Here is a 17,054-nt window from a genome sequence, read left to right as displayed (position 1 = left end):
ACTACAAAAAGATTCATTTGTATAGGAACTTCGTCATATCGACATACTTCTGGCCCGGCTTGATCCTCTGATCAGAGGGTAACATCTTCCTGGACAGATGGCTGAGCTGCCTGCGGAGCTTGTTCGGCAGGTGCTGACGTCTCTTCTTGCACCGGCTCCGGCGGCTCCGGTTGAGCAAAGTCAAACTCACCGATCTTGCGGAATTTACGATAACGGTCTTCTTTCAACTCACATGAGTCCATCACCGACAATTCGGTCAAGTGACGAACCAACGCAGCCTGGATATTTGCTGCCGTCTCCTCGTAACTGCGATGCGCCCCGCCCTTAGGCTCGGGAATGATCTCCTCGATGACTTCCATCGCCAGCAAGTCCTTGGACGTAATCTTCATGGCTTCGGCTGCCTGGTCCGCTTTGGAAGCATCCTTCCAAAGGATAGACGCTGCCCCGTTAGGCGATATAACCGAATAGATCGCGTGTTCCAGCATCAGCACACGGTTGCCGACAGCCATCGCAAGAGCACCGCCGCTACCGCCTTCGCCGATGATTACACATACTACAGGCACTCCAAGCACGGACATCTCCCGCAAATTGCGGGCAATCGCCTCGGACTGACCTCGCTCTTCAGCTGTATTTCCCGGATACGCCCCCTTCGTATCAATGAAGGTGATGATTGGGCGTTTGAATTTGTTCGCTTGCTGCATCAAGCGAAGTGCTTTACGGAAGCCTTCCGGATGCGGGCTCCCGAAGAACCGGGCGATGTTATCCTTCGTATCCTTGCCCCGCTGCTGTCCGATAACCGTAACAGGAACACCGTTTAACTTCGCTAATCCACCCACAACCGCTAAATCATCACCATACAATCGATCACCGTGGAGCTCAATGAAATCGGTAAAGATCAGTTGAATGAGATCAAGCGATGTCGGTCTCTGCTGATGACGGGCAAGATGCATCTTCTGGGAAGGAGAAATCTGTGAGTACACTTCCTCTTCCAATCGGGTATAACGCTCTTCCAGGCGGGCGATTTCATCTGTGAAATCAATCCCTTTCTCCTGTCCGAATTGCTTCAGTTCATCTATCTTCTTCCGCATTTCTACCAGCGGTATTTCAAAAGGTAATTCGCCTGACATCAGAATCCTCCTTTCACGGAATGCATTTCCAGCAGTTTGCCGAGCATGGAACGCATATCTTTCCGATGAATAACCATGTCAAGCTGACCATGTGCCAAGTTAAATTCCGCCGTCTGGAAATCATCCGGCAGCTTCTGGCGAATGGTCTGTTCTATGACGATACGGCCTGCAAAGCCGAACACGGCTCCCGGCTCGGCCATATTGATATCACCGAGCGTAGCAAAGCTGGCGGATACTCCGCCTGTCGTTGGGTCCGTAATGACCGAAATATACAATCCACCGAGCTCGTTGAACCGTGCAAGCGCTGCGCTTGTCTTTGCCATCTGCATCAAGCTGAGAATACTTTCCTGCATCCGGGCACCGCCGGACGTGGAGAAGATAATCAGCGGCAGACGCTTGTCCGTTGCAATCTCGATCGCGCGGGTAATCTTCTCACCTACAACGGATCCCATACTGCCCGTGAAGAAATCAAAACTCATCACACAAACAACGACGGGCTGTCCAAGAATGGAGCCTTGTCCGGTGATCACGGCGTCGTGCAGTCCGGACTTCATCTTCTGTTGTTCCAATTTGGCTGCATAACCAGGAAACGTCAACGGATCCACAGAGATCATATCGGCGTCAAATTCTTCGAAATCGGACTCATCAAGCGTCATATGAATCCGCTCTATCGCGGTTAAACGCATATGATGGCCGCATTCATGACAAACCTTGAGATTCTTCTCAAGCTCTTTACTGTATTGAATCGTGCCGCACTTGGCACACTTATTCATTAGACCTTCGGGAATCTCCCGTTTCGGGCGCTCACCTTCCTGAGGTTGCCCTGCCGTCCCTATTCGTTCCGATGGGATCGTTGCGTATTTCCTTTTCTTCTGAAACAAGTCTTTAAACACAACTACACCTCTTCAGCCGTAAATTTGAATGGCCGCCGCAATAGCTCTTCGCCGATCGTACAATAGCTTCGCTATGTAACCCGTATAAATGAAAACTAGGGGTGCAATATCGAATTTAACACTTCCTGTACTTCCTCTAGCTCTCCGGAGGGTACCAAAATCTCAAATTGCTGCTTGGAAAGATTCACGGGACGGCTTTTAACCAAAAAACCTTCTTCCGTTAGCCTGGTCTTGATCATTTCCGCCACCTTCGCGGTTGGCGCAATATAAATTACCGTCCACATGCCTTTCAGATCCCCCTAATCTCGTCCCACAGGCACATCCTGAGCCGATATAATGGATAATGATAACATACTTCAGTTTTTACCTCAACAAAGAGAGCAGGGGGCTCTGCGGCAAAATACTTGGTTGTGCATCTATTCGACGAAGTTCATGCTTTTCCTTCAGAATCCGCAGCATAGTGGGCCGCATCAGGATTCCGATGCGCAATCCGCGATGAGGCTGCCGCCGCAATGCCTGCAACAAGATCGTCCAAAAACACATGTATGCCATCCTTCTGTTCGTTCAACGTATCAATAATACCTATTTTTTCTTTATCAAGATAGCCAAAGCTGGTTAACCCGATCATACCGTAGATACTTGTCACGCCAAGCGCCATCGTCTCGTCCACCCCATAGAGCGGTTCATCCTGTTCCATGATCGACTGAAGCGGCTGCGGCAGCAGCTTTTTCTCCGCTAATTCGTCCAGCGCAATGCCGGTGAACAAGGTATACTGCACTTCTCGTTTGCCAAGCACGGCTCGAACGCTTTCTTCGCACTGGTCCATCGTCAGCTTCGGATGATATCGCTGCTGAAGCCGAAACACAATGTCCGCGATGGAGCTTACGCTAACCCCCCTGCGGCTGAGCATGTTCTCTGCCAAATCTGATGACATAACAAATCCCCCCCGCGTCTTAGACCAAAATCTTCACAACATGGACCGCGTAAAGATTTCCGAATTGGCGAATACTCGGCCACAGTTTCCTGTGGTGTCCTAATTGTATGCGGGAAGGGAAGGAAACGTTCATACATTTTGTATTCACTTCACTCTGACGGTATCTTGGCCCAGCATGTCCTCCATCTCGGCAAAAAGCTCGCGGGACGGCTTGATACGGTATGCGTCGCTGAGCGCGAGCACCTTCTGGCCTTGCTCATAGAACAGCACGGTCGCGAGCGGACCTGGATGCTGCTGCAGCAGAGCCTTCAGCTTCGCCAGCAGCGCAGGCTGCTCGGACTCGGCACGAATCTTGACAAACACTCGCTGCTCGGATTTGGCATCGCCGCCCGGGCTTCGACGGTTGCTTGGCCTGTCAAGTTGTCTAGACGAAGATCGCTCCGCTCGTACAGGCTTCATCGGCGAGGAATGCGAAGTATTCGGTTCAATCGGCTGGTTATCGAATAGCTCGCTCGGCTCCAGAGCAGTTGCCGCGTCCGGATCATCCGCTTGCCGCCGATATTGGAACAGCCAAAGTCTCAGTCATGCCCGCATTCCTGCCTCCTGCTTGACTTCCCGTAGCTGGAGCTTTACCCTTGCCAACGCCACCCCGTACCTTACTGCGCTGAACCAACTGACGAAGCGTCTGGGCTTCAAGCGGAGCGACCTCCTCAGCCAGGAGTTTGAAACCTTCATCTTGCAGTTGAACCTTCGCCCGGACCGCAAGCAGTGCCCCTTTCTCGATCAAGTGCGAACTGCGCCGCCACACTTCTGGAAACAGAACGACCTCACAGCGTTCAATCTGGTCCTCATATTCCATAAATGCCATCGCTTTGCCTTGCTTAGTCGTAATCGTCTTCAGTGACACAACCATCCCGCTACCGTAGCCAGCGACTCATCTTCTGCTTCCTGCAGTTCCATGAGACGATCTGCGCCTGTCTGAACAAGCACGTCTTCAAACCCGTCCAACGGGTGTCCGGATAAATACATCCCGAGTAAGTCCCGCTCAAATTCCAGCTTCTGCCCGGTCGAATACGGGGGGATATCAGGATATTCAATGTCCCAGTTCACCGTTTCCACGAAATCAAACAGCTGAATCTGCAGATCATCTCGTTCCTTTCTCCACTTCACGGCGGCATCCACCGTTTCATCGAGCATTGCCACCAACTGTGAGCGATGCCCTGGCAAGGAATCGAAGGCCCCGGCCTGGATCAATGATTCAATGACACGTTTATTACATACCCGCAAGTCCACGCGCCGGCAGAAATCCAGCAGACTCTCGAAAGGTTGTCCTTGGCGAATGGCAACGATGTTCTCAACCGCCTGTGTACCGACGTTCTTAATGGCGCCAAGCCCAAAACGTATCCCGCCCGTGGCATGCTTGCCCTCTTCGAGTTCCTCTGCATCAAGAGCATTCGTTGACATGACCGGCGTGAAATATGTCCCGCTTTCATTAACATCCGGCGGCATCACATCGATTCCGATGCGCCGTGCTTCCAATACGTATTCCGCCACCTTCCGGTGACTTCCCATTACCGCTGTCAACATGGAGGCGATAAATTCCACTGGATGATGCGCTTTAAGATAGGCCGTCTGAAATGCCAGCACGCCGTATGCCGCCGCGTGTGCACGAGGAAATCCATAGTTCGCAAACCGGACGATCATGTCATACACCCGATTGGCCTCATCCTCGGTATAACCGAGCTTCAGACTGCCGGAAACAAAATGACTCCGTTCGCGGTCCAATACTTCACGCTTCTTCTTCGATACCGCTCTGCGCAGCAAGTCCGCTTCCCCCAGTGAGAAGCCGGCCATCGTCGCAGCGATCTGCATGATCTGCTCCTGATAGACGATGATGCCGTACGTGTCACCAAGGATCGGAATCAAATCCGGGTGCGGGTATTCGGGATCAACCAGGCCTCGCTTGACTTGAATGAACTTCGGAATAAAATCCATTGGACCCGGACGGTACAGGGCATTCACAGATATGATATCCTCGAACACCGTAGGTTTCAGATCTTTAAGCACACGTCGTATTCCCGCAGACTCCAGTTGAAACACCCCTGTCGTCTCACCGCGGCTAAGCATTTCATAGGTTATTGGATCATTGTCGGGCACATGTTCGAAATCAAGTTCTCTCCCGGTCAATTCCTGAATCCATCTTCGGGTGCGCTCAATGATCGACAGCGTCCGCAGACCAAGAAAGTCCATCTTCAGCAGGCCGACACTCTCCAGATTCTCCATGGAGTATTGCGTTAGCGCCGTCTTCTCGCTCCCTTCCTGCAAAGGGACCGCATCGGTCAGGGGATCACGTGAAATGACAACGCCGGCCGCATGGGTAGAGGCGTGTCGCGGCATGCCCTCCACCTTCATCGCCATGTCCATCAATTCGCGAACTTTCTGCTTGCTCTCATATAGCTCCTTAAGCTGCGGACTCTGCTCCATCGCCTTGGCAATGCTGACTCCCAGATAATTAGGTATCAGTTTAGCTGCCTTGTCCACATCCCCGAACGGCACGTTCAATGCACGGCCAACGTCGCGAACGGCGGCACGGGCGGCCATCGTCCCGAAGGTAATAATCTGCGCGACATGCTCTTTACCGTATTTTTCGACGACATAATCAATCACTTCATCCCGGCGCTCGTCGCTAAAATCGATATCGATATCCGGCATCGATATTCGCTCAGGATTCAAAAACCGCTCGAACAACAGCTTATATTTCATCGGATCGACGTTCGTAATATGAAGGGTGTAGGCCACAAGACTTCCCGCAGACGAACCCCGGCCTGGACCAACTGCAATGCCTTGCCGATGCGCGTAGGCGATAAAGTCCCACACGATCAGAAAATAATCGCTAAAGCCCATACTCTCGATAACGCCGAGCTCATAATTCAGCCGCTGCTCCAGTTCATGCCTGCGCGTCTTGTCATTCCAGCGTTCGCTTTCCCCATACCTCTCCTGCAAGCCTGCTACGCATAAATCGCGTAAATAAGCTGCGGCACCCATGCCCTCGGGCAAAGTACGATATGCCGGCAGAATCGATTTGCCAAATTCCAACTCCAGATTGCATTGCTTTGCAATTATCGCGGTGTTGGCAATTGCCTCAGGCACGTGCGGATACAAACGCTCCATCTCCGCACCGCTCTTAAGATAGAGCTGCGTGGTCGGGATCTGGAGCCGATCCTCGTCCTCGATGGTCTTGCCCGTCCCGATACAGATCAACACATCCTGTACCTCTGCATCATCTTCCGATAGATAATGCACGTCGTTGGTGGCTACTAAGGGTATCCCTGTTTCCTCGCTAAGCGCTATGAGCAGCGGATTAACCCGCTTCTGCTCCGTCATGCCGTGATCTTGAAGCTCGAGATAAAAGTCACTGCCAAATATATGCTGGTAACGGAGCGCAGCTGCTTTCGCTTCCGCCACTCGTCCATGAAGCAAATGCTGTGGTACTTCGCCGCCAAGGCATGCACTAAGACAGATGATTCCTTCATGATGAGCAGCGAGCACCTCCATATCGATACGAGGCCTGTAGTGGTAGCCTTCAAGGTGCCCAATCGAGCATAGTCTCATCAGGTTACGATATCCGGTCTCATTCTTTGCCAATAAAATCAAATGATAGATCGGTTGATCCTTACGGCTGCCGCGTTCTTTACGGGAACCAGCCGTTATATAGGCCTCGCATCCTATGATCGGTTTAATGCCATGAGCTTGGCATGCTTTATAGAACGGAACGGCCCCGTACATAACGCCATGATCCGTCAGCGCCAGCGATTTCATTCCATGCGCTGCCGCTTCCCGCACCAAGTCGCTGATACGTGCCGCTCCATCGAGCAAACTGTATTCACTGTGAACGTGCAGATGCACGAAAGAGCTCATCATAACGCCATCCTTTCTTTGTATCGTATGATCTATCGTTAATCGCTTTCTTTTGAAATATATCGAAACATCTTTATATCATTTTATCATAATCCCGCCAGGGCCGCCCATAGAATGAAAGCAGGAGGCATGTGGACAGGCGCTTGCCGCGACATTTATAAACACAGAGAGGAGCAGAGATATAATGAGTATTTTTCTTTCCAGAGCGATTCTGGATTTCTTTATCGCGTTCGGCATCGTTCTGGGCGGTGCCATGGTTGGAGGTGTTGGTGCCGTGCTATCCCTTCAGCCCCCAACTACAACCATGCTTGAAGTTGCCGATCGAATCAAAATATGGGCTCTGGCTGCAGCCATCGGCGGCACAATCGATCCGATGCGCGTCATTGAGAGCAACATGATAGGCGGCAACCTCTCTCCGGCAATCAAACAAATCTTGTATCTAGGCTTCGCATTTCTCGGAGCGCATATGGGCAGCGAACTCGTCAAATGGGTCTGCTCCAGCAGGAGCTAGCCGATGCGTGTACCCCCAACTGACCGCTTTCGTCCCTTCTATCAGATCGCTTCCATCTTCGTGCTGGGAATGGTTGTTGGCAGTATCGTCTATAACGCCGTCTATCATGAGAGCTACAATAAACTGTGGGAGACGAATCAAGGCCAACAGCTGCAGATCGTACAATATAAAGAAGACATCAATACGTTGAAGAAATACAACAACCAGCAGACGGTGATCAAAGAAATCAAGATTCGACATGAGCAGGGGGCAAAAGATACTTTAGATCCGTTGATCGTCAAGGAACTCATTAGGCTCATGAGCGATGATCTGGCAGCCCTTCGCGGCCGAGACGTCTTTGATATCGATACCGACAGTAAATTGACCCGTTCTTTGCTTAGCGATAAGATTTACACAGCTCGCGATAAAGATTACAAAATCCAGATCAGAACGATGCTCGTCATGGAAGGTGTTCTGCAAATCTGGATGAGCGCTAACCCCGTGGATGCAAAGTCAAGCGGTTCATGATACAATACCGTTATTGTGTACGATCGATAACATTCGTTACTAACGGATCTGAAGGAGCTATTCCATGATAACTGTCATTCACTACATTCTGTACATTATCCTTGTCCTATCTGTCGTTGCCGCCGCTCTATATAGCATTAAAGCCCGGCGAGTATCCGACCCGGCCAAGCGCGGAAGTCTGATGGCGATGATGAATATATGCATGGGATGCATGCTGGTGTCGCTGTCCCTTGTCTGTATGTTCTTGTTCAGAGGCTCTACACCCGCCATCATTGTGGAAGCGGCATTTATGGTTCTCGGTTTATTCAATATATTCGCTGGCATTCGAAGCCGCGTGTATTACAGCAAGTTGAACCAGGCTAATAGCGAAGGCTGAAGCCTCATATATAGAAATGAAGAAGGGATATCCCTGTTGGTTCGGTTCTTCCGCAACCTGTAGGACATCCCTTTTTTTGTGCATTATTCATCCGTGATCGATGGCTTGCATCGTCATGATCGCCTTGGCGATCAGGTTCGACTGGTGCTGAATCTCGACCTCCATCTTACATGTTCGCCGGCTAAGTTCAAGCAGCGTCGGTATAATGACGATCGAATCTTCGATCTGTACAGGCCGGATAAAATAAGTGGTTAGTTGATCTAGTACATGATCCCAACCGCTGATATCTTTGGCAGCCTTAACAGCCGCCTGACTCATCACTGTCGTTAGTACCCCTTGTGAGATGGTACCGATATCCGATGCCATCTGCGGCGTAATAAATCCATGAAAGAACAGGCTCCCATGCTCATTACGCTCCTCGGCAATGCCGTTCCAGATCAACTGATCAAACGTCTCACCTAGCTGCGGCTGATTACGCGCATCCCGAAGCGCTCCGAGCACTTCCTTGCGAGTCACCGTAGCAATCAGCTTTCGATTGCGGTCCACGATCGGGAGAAAATCGATGCCTTCCCACATCATAATCTGCGCCGCCGACGCCAGCGACGTCTTTAGGCTTGCCGTAACCGGATTGCGGGTCATCGCCTTCTCGATCGGCTGCGAATCCGCCATACCGTCCACGTCGCGAACCCCGACAATGCCGATAACCCGATTCCATTCATCCGTGACCGGATAACGCACCTCCCCGGTCTCCTGCGTAATTCTTTTAAATTCTTGCACCGTCACCGAGTTCTTCAGTTGATGATTCCTCGGTTTATCGTGCGCAATATCTTCAACCAGCATAATCTTCTTCTTGATTAAACGGTCAAAAATCGCGCGGTTAATCATGGATGCCACGGTAAACGTATCATGCCGAGACGAGATGATAGGCAAATGCAGTTGATCCGCCTGCTGCTTTACCTCTCGGCTCGTACCAAATCCTCCTGTTATGAGTACGCCCGCCCCTTGTTCCAGCGCCAGGGAGTGCGCGTCTTCACGGTTACCGACAATCAGCAGGCTGCCCGCATCGATGTAGCGCATCATCGCTTCTACCTTCATCGCACCGATCACATACTTATGCAGGTTCTTATTCAGCCCTTCCGAGCCGCCGAGCACGTGGCCCTCGACGATACCTACCACATCGGCAAACGTAAGCTGCTCCGAGATATTCCGCGGCTTACGTTCGACGCGAACGGTCCCGATCCGCTCTTTGGTAATTACGATCCCGAGGCTCTCCGCTTCCTTCACGGCACGGTAAGCCGTCCCTTCACTGACACCCATTTCCTTCGCCAGTCGACGAACCGAGATTTTGCTCCCGACCTTCAGACTTTCAATATGTTGAACCAATTGCTCATGTTTGGTAATCGTATCATCCCGCACATCCATCTGTTACACCCCGACTCTTTATCTGTACTATGCTGTATCTATTATAACACGCGCAGGAGCAAAAATAACCTGCTGTGAATGACGCAATGAACACAAATAAACCCTCCCGAGTTCGTCAAACACGAATGCAGCAACATCGTATTCGATATAGGAGGGTAATATCTTGACATTAGTTAGCTTCTTGGCTCTTCTTCTCCTCAGGCCATTTCAATTCCCACTGGGCGATTTTCTCTTTACGAATTTCATCCAGCGCTTTCTGTTTCGCTTCATCTACCCCAATCAAATAATAGAGATGGGAGGCGATAATCAGCAGGGCGAACCCTGCCCATACGGCGCCAAACAATGATACCCATGAAAATCCGCCGCTGAAGGAAATGCTAGGCAGTGCGTACACCAGCATACCGAGCGCGATTAATAGATAAGCGGTGTGTTTCCATTTGTTTTTTTTCTTCTTCATTATAAATGCAGCTCCTCACTCTCTGAAATCTATATTCCTACTCTATGAGGAGTGCACACATAATATGAGACAAGTTTCAAAAAAATTAACAAAGGCCGCCGAGCTTTACGATGGATCAGCACCACCGTACAAATGCTGCAGGCTATCAGAGATGATTTTATTCACATCCTCGATAATGACACTCAAGCGACGCTCGGCATCAAACAATCGGCGAATATTCAGGTTGAGGCTCAACACTTCAAACTGCTTCTCCATCTTCTCCATCTCGTCTTGCGGCGGCATATCGCCGGACATCATCCGCTGCTGAATCTCCATTTGACGTTGGCGGAAATCTTCCAACATGCGCTTGCTTTCGGGGTCTGCATCGACGAGCTTCATCGCTGCCGTAATCTCCTGGACTTCTTGACTTTCCTTCATCGCTTTTGCCAAATCGTGCGCCTTATCATAAATATTCATATGTTATGTCCTCCCATAAGCGGCGCTGCGCCGCATTCTTATTCGTTTCGTTCATGTCGGCATGCCCGCAATCATCTTATCGCATAAACATCGTCAATAAAGATTGGAACAAACCGATCATGCCTCCTAGCAGAACGCCAAGCCACGTGATGGCCCGGAACTCACGGCCAGACACACTCAGGATTACCTGTTCCAGCCGCTCTACTGGAAATTTACTTACCTGTTCCTGAACAAGCTCGGGTAGATTAACCGCTTGAAGCGTGGCCGGGATGGTCCGCTCCAGAAGACGCAAGCCCTGATCCAGATATCGCGGCAGTGCCGCCTCGATGGCGGGCATTCTCGGTGCCAGGATCTCGGACAGCCGCAGGTCGGTTAATTGATGAAGCCATTGGGACCATGGGATGCGCTCTTCCAGGATCCGCTGAACCCAATCCAGACCCGGCTCGCGGCTCATACTCTCGATGAGGTCATGCAGTGGCATATCTCCGTACTCCTCAAGCTTGCCAGCGATCACCTTTGTCACGGTCGCACGGATCTTATCCCCTTCAAGCTGCTGAATGAGCATCGGCGTCATCTTCTGCACCATCTTATCCTCATCCACGAAGATCGCTGCCATCGTCCCGAAGAATCCACCCGCCTTATCCATCATCGATGAAGCCATCTTCGTCAGCATGCGCTGCCCCTCAGCCGACATCAACCCATCGGCGAGCTCCTTCAGTACAATGTCAGTTGCCTTGGAACTCCAGTTCAGAACCTTTTCCTCGGACCAGCCGGGAATGAATTCCTTGACGGGTTTATGGTCCAGACCATACTGATTCCAGATCATCGAAGCTGTTTGCGATGTCAGTCGCCGAGCAGAGTGCTCGATCTTGACCTTCACGCCCTTCCAGTCATCCTCACTCCACACGCGCAGCGCTAGTTCCTCAATTGTACGTTCTGACCGGCTCCAGTCCTCCAGCTTGTCCCGCAACCCAGCTTCCATCTTCTGCCGAAATTTCGGCTTTCGGATAAGCTCCTGCAAGCCATCACTCGTCACCAGATAATCTGAAACCACATGTCCCAGGGAATCGGCAATCTCTTCTTTACGCTTCGGAATCAAACCGGGTGTAAAAGGAACCTTGCGCCCAAATATTCTTTTTTCTTCCCGAGGATGAAACAACATTTTTATCGCAAAGTGATTGGTAATACCGCCAACAAATCCAGCTACACAAATATTTACCAAAATAAACAGCCAGTTCTGCAATTTATGCACTCCTTTTTCCCGAGCGGTACAATCACCAAGGGATATATGTCCTCATATGATGCATTACATGCAATGATCAGATGAAATCTTGGTCTGTTCACTTTACCATCCAGTTGTTGTCGGAAGGAGATCCATCATGCCCAATGCCAAGATCAGAACCAGGACCAAACCCAAATCCAAACCCAAACCTAGAATAACGGTTCAATTAATCCCTTCCTCAGGGCTAACAGATCATGATATCAAGCTTGGTGACCGGCTGATAAGACAGCTCCGTATCCCCACGGATACGCCGATACAGCTTGCCTTTGGCTCCTTCAAGCAAGAAATTAGCGTTGCCTCAGGAGGAAAATCAAACGCGTTGCTTCTCCATTCATCCCTATGCAGCAAAACAGGACTTATTGCTCGAACGCACATGAATATCAAGTATTCTCCATCGGAGAGAACACTGAGGCTTGGTCCGCTAATTGGTGTTATGGTCAGCCGGTACCATCCGGATGAACCCGACAAACCGTTTGGATCCATCTCGGCTTTTTGTCTGGAAATGATCAACGCGTCCAGGAAACAAGGTGCCTATGTATACTTCTTTACCCCTGATATGATCGATTCGAACCCGTCAAGACTTGACGCAATTGCCTATGACGGGGGATGGAAGAAGATCAACCTGCCTGCACCAGACGTCATCAACAATCGGCTGTCCACCCGCAAATTAGAGAATAGTCCTAGCGTACAGCATTTTATGAAAGAAGTAAAATCACGGTTCGGTACCCATATCTTCAATGAGAAATTTCTCGATAAATCCGATGTATTTGAAGCTCTTGGGCCGGATGTGAAGCTGCAAAAGTACTTGCCGGAATCCTACTTGCTCAGCGGTTATCCTACACTCAAAAAAATGTGCGCTGCTTACTCAACCGTGTTCCTCAAACCGGTAAGGGGAAGCTTAGGCAAAGGTATAATTCGAATTTCTCACCAAGAAAACGGAACATATCAAACCATGACAACATCTCTTGAAGGGATCAGGAAAAATACCTACTCTTCACTTCCCAAGCTGTTTAGCAGCTTATCCAGCAAAATCAAAAAGACGCGCTACCAAATCCAGCAGGGCTTGAATTTGATTCGAATCAATCGGCGGAACGTCGACTTCCGTGCGCTTGTGCATAAAGACAAGAATGGAAGTTGGGCCGTTACTTCAGTTGTTGCCCGAATTGCAGGCGGTAATCATTACGTCTCCAACCTTGCCAGAGGCGGCACTCTTTCGCCGGTTAAGGACGCGCTGGCGATGAGCGGTATCCCGACATCCGCCAAGCAGGCACTTCCGGCAAAGATGAATAAGGCCGCGCTCGAGATCGCCCATGGATTGGAAACAGCAATCCCTTATCATTTCGGCGAGCTCGGCATCGATCTGGCGATTGATACGAATGGACGAATCTGGCTGCTTGAAGTGAATTCCAAGCCATCCAAGAGTGAGAACGCACCGCTGAATGCTGCCTCCAAAATAAGACCGTCTGCCGTACGCCTTATCCAATACTGTCAATACTTGACCGGCTTATAGAAGGAGATTGTTATGTCTACAAACAGAATAGGTACGATGGGTGTCATGGTCTGCCGGGCGCTAGGCACACCACCGATTGCCGAGAAAGAGTTTCTTGGCAAGCTGAGTACAACTGCGCGAAAACTTGGTATACACGTATTTGTCTTTAGCCCTGAGAATTCTGCTGATGAAAGCAATAACGGAAGTTCCTCTACCACCGTTCAAGGTTATCATTACACCAAAGCAAACGGCTGGATCGCTGGGGAATACGCTGTGCCTGACATGGTCTACGACCGCTGTTTGCATCTGAACAGCAAAGCATCGGCGAATGCAGCCAATCTTCTTCATCGGTGGAAGCAGCATGGCACGATACTGTGGGCACGAGGACTGCCCGGCAAACAGAGGGTTCACCACGTCCTCAAACGTTCACCGATCATGCGGGCCTATCTTCCAGCTACTCTGCATTACTCAGGGGACGAATCACTGCGCAAGGCACTGCTTGCATTTCGTGGCAGCATCTTTATGAAGCCGAGCGGCGGCTCGCATGGTCGTCATACACTTCAGATCCAATCCCTTGATCATCATACGGTTTCACTGCAAGGAAGAGATCGGAGCAATCAGATGTTTCAGCTTACCCTTCCGGCCACAGAGATCTATGGCTGGGTCCAAACCTTCACGAACAAGCGCTCTTTCATTATTCAGCCCTTTCTGAAGCTCGTAAGTCAAGATGGAAGTCCCTTTGACATTCGGTCTTTGGTCCAAAAAGACGAACGGGGCACATGGTCAATCACCGGGCTTGCAGTTCGTCAAGGTTCGAATCAAGCTTGACTTCCAATCTTCATGGTGGCGGAACGGCATATCCCGCTCAGCCATATTTGTCTGCCCAATACGGTGAAGAAACGGCCATGAAGATCATAAAGACCGTTTATGATGTGTCTGCCCTGCTGCCATCCCTATTGGAAGAAAGCTTCGGCCGCTTGGGTGAGCTCGGAATCGATTTCGGTGTAGATCCCACCGGAAGGGTATGGCTATTGGAGGTTAATTCCAAGCCGGGACGACAGGCATTCGCGTTGGCTGGCGATACACGCGCAGCCCGCCTGGCCATCGAGCATCCGATACGATACGCCCGTTATTTATTGCTTCGACAACTTAGGAGGGTAAATACATGAGTTTGAATTTCGGAAACATTCATTTCTCGCAGCAGCCCGAAAAAGTCGTCTTTTTGTCCGGAACGCTTATGAAAAGCCTTGGGATTTCAAGCAGGAAATCCGTACTGCTTCGCATGGGCACGGATAAAGTATCGGCTGCTGTAAAATCTATCGATCGAGCGGGCAAACATATTTACCTCAGCGCAGGGGTTCGCAACAACATTAATGTTCCAAGGCAAGGCCCGCTCTACATTCATTCGCCGCGCGAAGGCGAGATTGAGCTTGGGCCTGTGGTAGGCGTTCTGTCCGATGGACCGCATAACCCCTCCAGTCCCTTCGGATCCAGAACCTCTTATATCAAGCAGTTGCTGCGCGAAGGTAACAAGAAGATGTTTGTGTACGCCTTTACACCAAAAGATATTAACTGGCAGAGAAATACCGTGCAGGCCTACATCCTCGGTTCAGGTGGGGGATTTGTTCGAAAAACCGTACCGCTACCCGATGTCGTATATAATCGTCTGCCCAGCAGAAAAACCGACTTTTCTCCCTTTACGAACCAATTGCGCGACCGTTTCGGCAAACGAAACATCAAGTTTTTCAACTGGGCCTTCTTTAATAAATCGGATGTATATACTCAACTGGACGGTGATCTCCAGGCTGGAAGGTATCTACCCGAGACCTATAACAATCCGAATCCGGAACGAATCAAGGATATGATGGAGCGTCACAGCTTCGTGTATTACAAACCTTCTGCGGGGAGTTTAGGACTGGGGATCTACCGCTTAACGTATCTGCCCAAAAAAGGATATTTCGCACGCTATCATGCAATGGCGGCAATACGCTATTGAAATTCCCGAATTTTAATAGTCTGATGCGAATGCTCCAAGCCAAGCACGGTGCCAAACTGAAGAATTATGTCGTACAGCAAGGCATTCGCCTTATCGAGATAGATGGATGCCCGATTGATTTCCGGTTTCATATGCATAAGAACAGCAAAAACCGCTGGTCGGTTGTCGGCATCGGTGCCAAGAAGGCCGGGCGGGGCAGCGTAACGACGCATATTAAGAATGGCGGATCGTTGATGACGCCGGAGCAGGCGCTCTCCCGTGCATTCGGCTCCAAATCCCGCGAGGTACTTGAACGAGCGAAGGAAGCTTCCATTGCAATGTCTGAAGCGATTGAGAACCATCATCCTCATCTGCTGGGAGAAATCGGCTTCGATATCGGCATTGATGATAATGAACGAATCTGGATGTTCGAGGCGAACTCCAAACCGGGCAGATCGATCTTTAGCCATCCATCACTGCGGGTGGAGGGCCGAAGTTCCGTTGAGCATATATTTGACCACAGCATGTATTTGAGCGGCTTCCACAGGGGGAATGACTCGTGATTAGCCGAGTGGAGCATGATGGCAGACCGATCGTAGCCATTCTGACGATGCATGATACTGAGCATACGTTCAGAGGCAACCGCCAGAATTTCCAGGAAATTATCAAGGCAGGCAAAGATATGGGCTTTATGGTTTATGTTGTTACCGTGCGAGATTTGAAACTGAACAGCCCTACCGTGAAAGGCTACTTTTTGAATCAAGATCAATCCTGGGAGCAGCGGACTTGTCCATTGCCCCAGGTTATTTATAACCGGATTCCTTATCGAGAAGACGAAGCGCTGCCCTGGGTTCGCCGAAAGATCAAAGAGGTTCAGCGACATCCCCGGATCGATATCTATAATCCGCATTTTTTTAATAAACGACAGCTGTTCGCATGGCTGAGCCAATCGAAGCTTACCAAGAAGTGGGCACCGCTCACGAAGCGTATGAAAGGTTTCTCCACCTTGGCGGTCATGATTAGACAGAAACCATATTTATACTTGAAGCCCGAGGAAGGAAAAGCCGGTCAAGGCATTATGAGGGTAAGGTATCAGAAGCACAAATCACTGCCATACCGGATTCAAATCCAGAACGACAAGAACAGCACCACCTACAAGGCAGCCTCATTGGAACGGTTATGGAATCGGGTGCATCAGGAGACGAAGGGAAGCTCTTACCTCATTCAACAGGGGATTGAATTAGCCCAGGTTCACGGGAGATCCTTTGATCTTCGTATCCTTGTACAGAAGAACGAATCTGCCAATGGGCCGTAACCGGTGTCGGTGCACGAATGGCCGGTGTCAAGAGCATTACGACGCACGTACCGCGAGGCGGCAGCATCGAAGACCCGGAGAAACTGCTTCCCGTCGTTTTCGGTCAGGAACGGACGGATGCCATCTTGAGCGAGGTTCGGAAGGCAGCTGTTCATATCGCACGTCAAATTGAGAAGAGCTCTGGTCAAGTTCATGGAGAGATGTCCATGGATCTGGGCATTGATAGTGAAGGCGTATTGTGGTTCTTCGAGGCCAACTCCCGGCCGATGAAATTCGATGAACCGTTGATTCGCAAAAAATCACTGGAACGAATTTTCCATTATTCCGACTATCTGATTAAACAACAGCGTTAGGTCGGGTCAGCCAAACAACTACCGCATACTCGGTTAGAG

At 50.4% G+C, this 17,054-nt stretch carries 12 protein-coding genes and 4 pseudogenes; 7 read left to right on the top strand and 9 right to left on the bottom strand.

Going from position 1 to position 17,054, the window contains the following annotated elements:
* Positions 1-71 precede the first annotated feature (71 nt).
* The 5 genes and pseudogenes from JCM10914_RS08520 to JCM10914_RS08500 form a co-directional block, all read right to left on the bottom strand.
* Positions 72-1,127 carry an acetyl-CoA carboxylase carboxyltransferase subunit alpha gene (locus tag JCM10914_RS08520; RefSeq protein WP_023959615.1) on the bottom strand — a complete coding sequence of 352 codons (1,056 nt, stop codon included), beginning with the start codon at positions 1,125-1,127 and terminating at the stop codon, positions 72-74.
* Positions 1,127-2,020, bottom strand: a complete 894-nt coding sequence (accD, locus tag JCM10914_RS08515) for an acetyl-CoA carboxylase, carboxyltransferase subunit beta (RefSeq protein WP_023959613.1) — start codon at positions 2,018-2,020, stop codon at positions 1,127-1,129. Before accD ends, JCM10914_RS08520 begins: the two co-directional genes overlap by 1 nt.
* A gap of 95 nt (positions 2,021-2,115) precedes the next feature.
* Positions 2,116-2,304, bottom strand: coding sequence for a hypothetical protein (locus JCM10914_RS08510; RefSeq protein ID WP_023959611.1), 189 nt, complete (start codon positions 2,302-2,304; stop codon positions 2,116-2,118).
* A 146-nt stretch (positions 2,305-2,450) separates the two neighbouring features.
* On the bottom strand, positions 2,451-2,954 hold the full coding sequence (locus JCM10914_RS08505; RefSeq protein ID WP_023959609.1) for a phosphatidylglycerophosphatase A: 504 nt from the start codon (positions 2,952-2,954) through the stop codon (positions 2,451-2,453).
* A gap of 144 nt (positions 2,955-3,098) precedes the next feature.
* Positions 3,099-6,872, bottom strand: a pseudogene (locus JCM10914_RS08500) (DNA polymerase III subunit alpha).
* 184 nt (positions 6,873-7,056) lie between these two features.
* Between JCM10914_RS08500 and JCM10914_RS08495 the strand changes: the two are divergent.
* From JCM10914_RS08495 to JCM10914_RS08485, 3 genes are all read left to right on the top strand, one after another.
* A complete protein-coding gene (locus tag JCM10914_RS08495; RefSeq protein ID WP_023959601.1) occupies positions 7,057-7,383 on the top strand; it encodes a YtrH family sporulation protein in 327 nt (108 codons plus the stop codon).
* Positions 7,384-7,386: 3 nt separating this feature from the next.
* On the top strand, positions 7,387-7,890 hold the full coding sequence (locus tag JCM10914_RS08490) for a hypothetical protein (RefSeq protein WP_023959599.1): 504 nt from the start codon (positions 7,387-7,389) through the stop codon (positions 7,888-7,890).
* A gap of 64 nt (positions 7,891-7,954) precedes the next feature.
* Positions 7,955-8,266: a YtpI family protein gene (locus tag JCM10914_RS08485; protein WP_023959597.1), complete on the top strand. Its 312-nt coding sequence runs from the start codon at positions 7,955-7,957 to the stop codon at positions 8,264-8,266.
* 87 nt (positions 8,267-8,353) lie between these two features.
* Here the strand turns inward: JCM10914_RS08485 and JCM10914_RS08480 are convergent, their stop codons facing one another.
* From JCM10914_RS08480 to JCM10914_RS08465, 4 genes are all read right to left on the bottom strand, one after another.
* Positions 8,354-9,688, bottom strand: coding sequence for a DRTGG domain-containing protein (locus tag JCM10914_RS08480; protein WP_023959595.1), 1,335 nt, complete (start codon positions 9,686-9,688; stop codon positions 8,354-8,356).
* A 169-nt stretch (positions 9,689-9,857) separates the two neighbouring features.
* The gene (locus JCM10914_RS08475; RefSeq protein ID WP_023959593.1) at positions 9,858-10,145 is read right to left on the bottom strand and encodes a hypothetical protein; all 288 of its coding nucleotides are present in this window, start codon (positions 10,143-10,145) and stop codon (positions 9,858-9,860) included.
* 105 nt (positions 10,146-10,250) lie between these two features.
* Positions 10,251-10,601, bottom strand: a complete 351-nt coding sequence (locus JCM10914_RS08470) for a YlbF family regulator (protein ID WP_023959591.1) — start codon at positions 10,599-10,601, stop codon at positions 10,251-10,253.
* A gap of 76 nt (positions 10,602-10,677) precedes the next feature.
* Positions 10,678-11,853, bottom strand: a complete 1,176-nt coding sequence (locus JCM10914_RS08465) for a DUF445 domain-containing protein (protein ID WP_231638567.1) — start codon at positions 11,851-11,853, stop codon at positions 10,678-10,680.
* A gap of 127 nt (positions 11,854-11,980) precedes the next feature.
* Between JCM10914_RS08465 and JCM10914_RS08460 the strand changes: the two genes are divergently transcribed.
* From JCM10914_RS08460 to JCM10914_RS08445, 4 genes and pseudogenes are all read left to right on the top strand, one after another.
* Positions 11,981-13,393: a YheC/YheD family protein gene (locus tag JCM10914_RS08460; RefSeq protein WP_023959587.1), complete on the top strand. Its 1,413-nt coding sequence runs from the start codon at positions 11,981-11,983 to the stop codon at positions 13,391-13,393.
* A gap of 12 nt (positions 13,394-13,405) precedes the next feature.
* Positions 13,406-14,541: pseudogene (locus JCM10914_RS08455) on the top strand (YheC/YheD family protein).
* Positions 14,538-15,910 (top strand): annotated as a pseudogene (locus JCM10914_RS08450) (YheC/YheD family protein). The pseudogenes JCM10914_RS08455 and JCM10914_RS08450 overlap by 4 nt, the downstream one beginning before the upstream one ends.
* A pseudogene (locus JCM10914_RS08445) lies at positions 15,907-17,015 on the top strand (YheC/YheD family protein). The pseudogenes JCM10914_RS08450 and JCM10914_RS08445 overlap by 4 nt, the downstream one beginning before the upstream one ends.
* The last annotated feature ends 39 nt before the right edge of the window (positions 17,016-17,054 follow it).

It is taken from the genome of Paenibacillus sp. JCM 10914 (assembly GCF_001315105.1).
Lineage (GTDB): Bacteria > Bacillota > Bacilli > Paenibacillales > Paenibacillaceae > Paenibacillus_AQ.
Note: the sequence above shows the minus strand (reverse complement) of the source record. Positions and strands in the feature narration are given on the sequence as shown.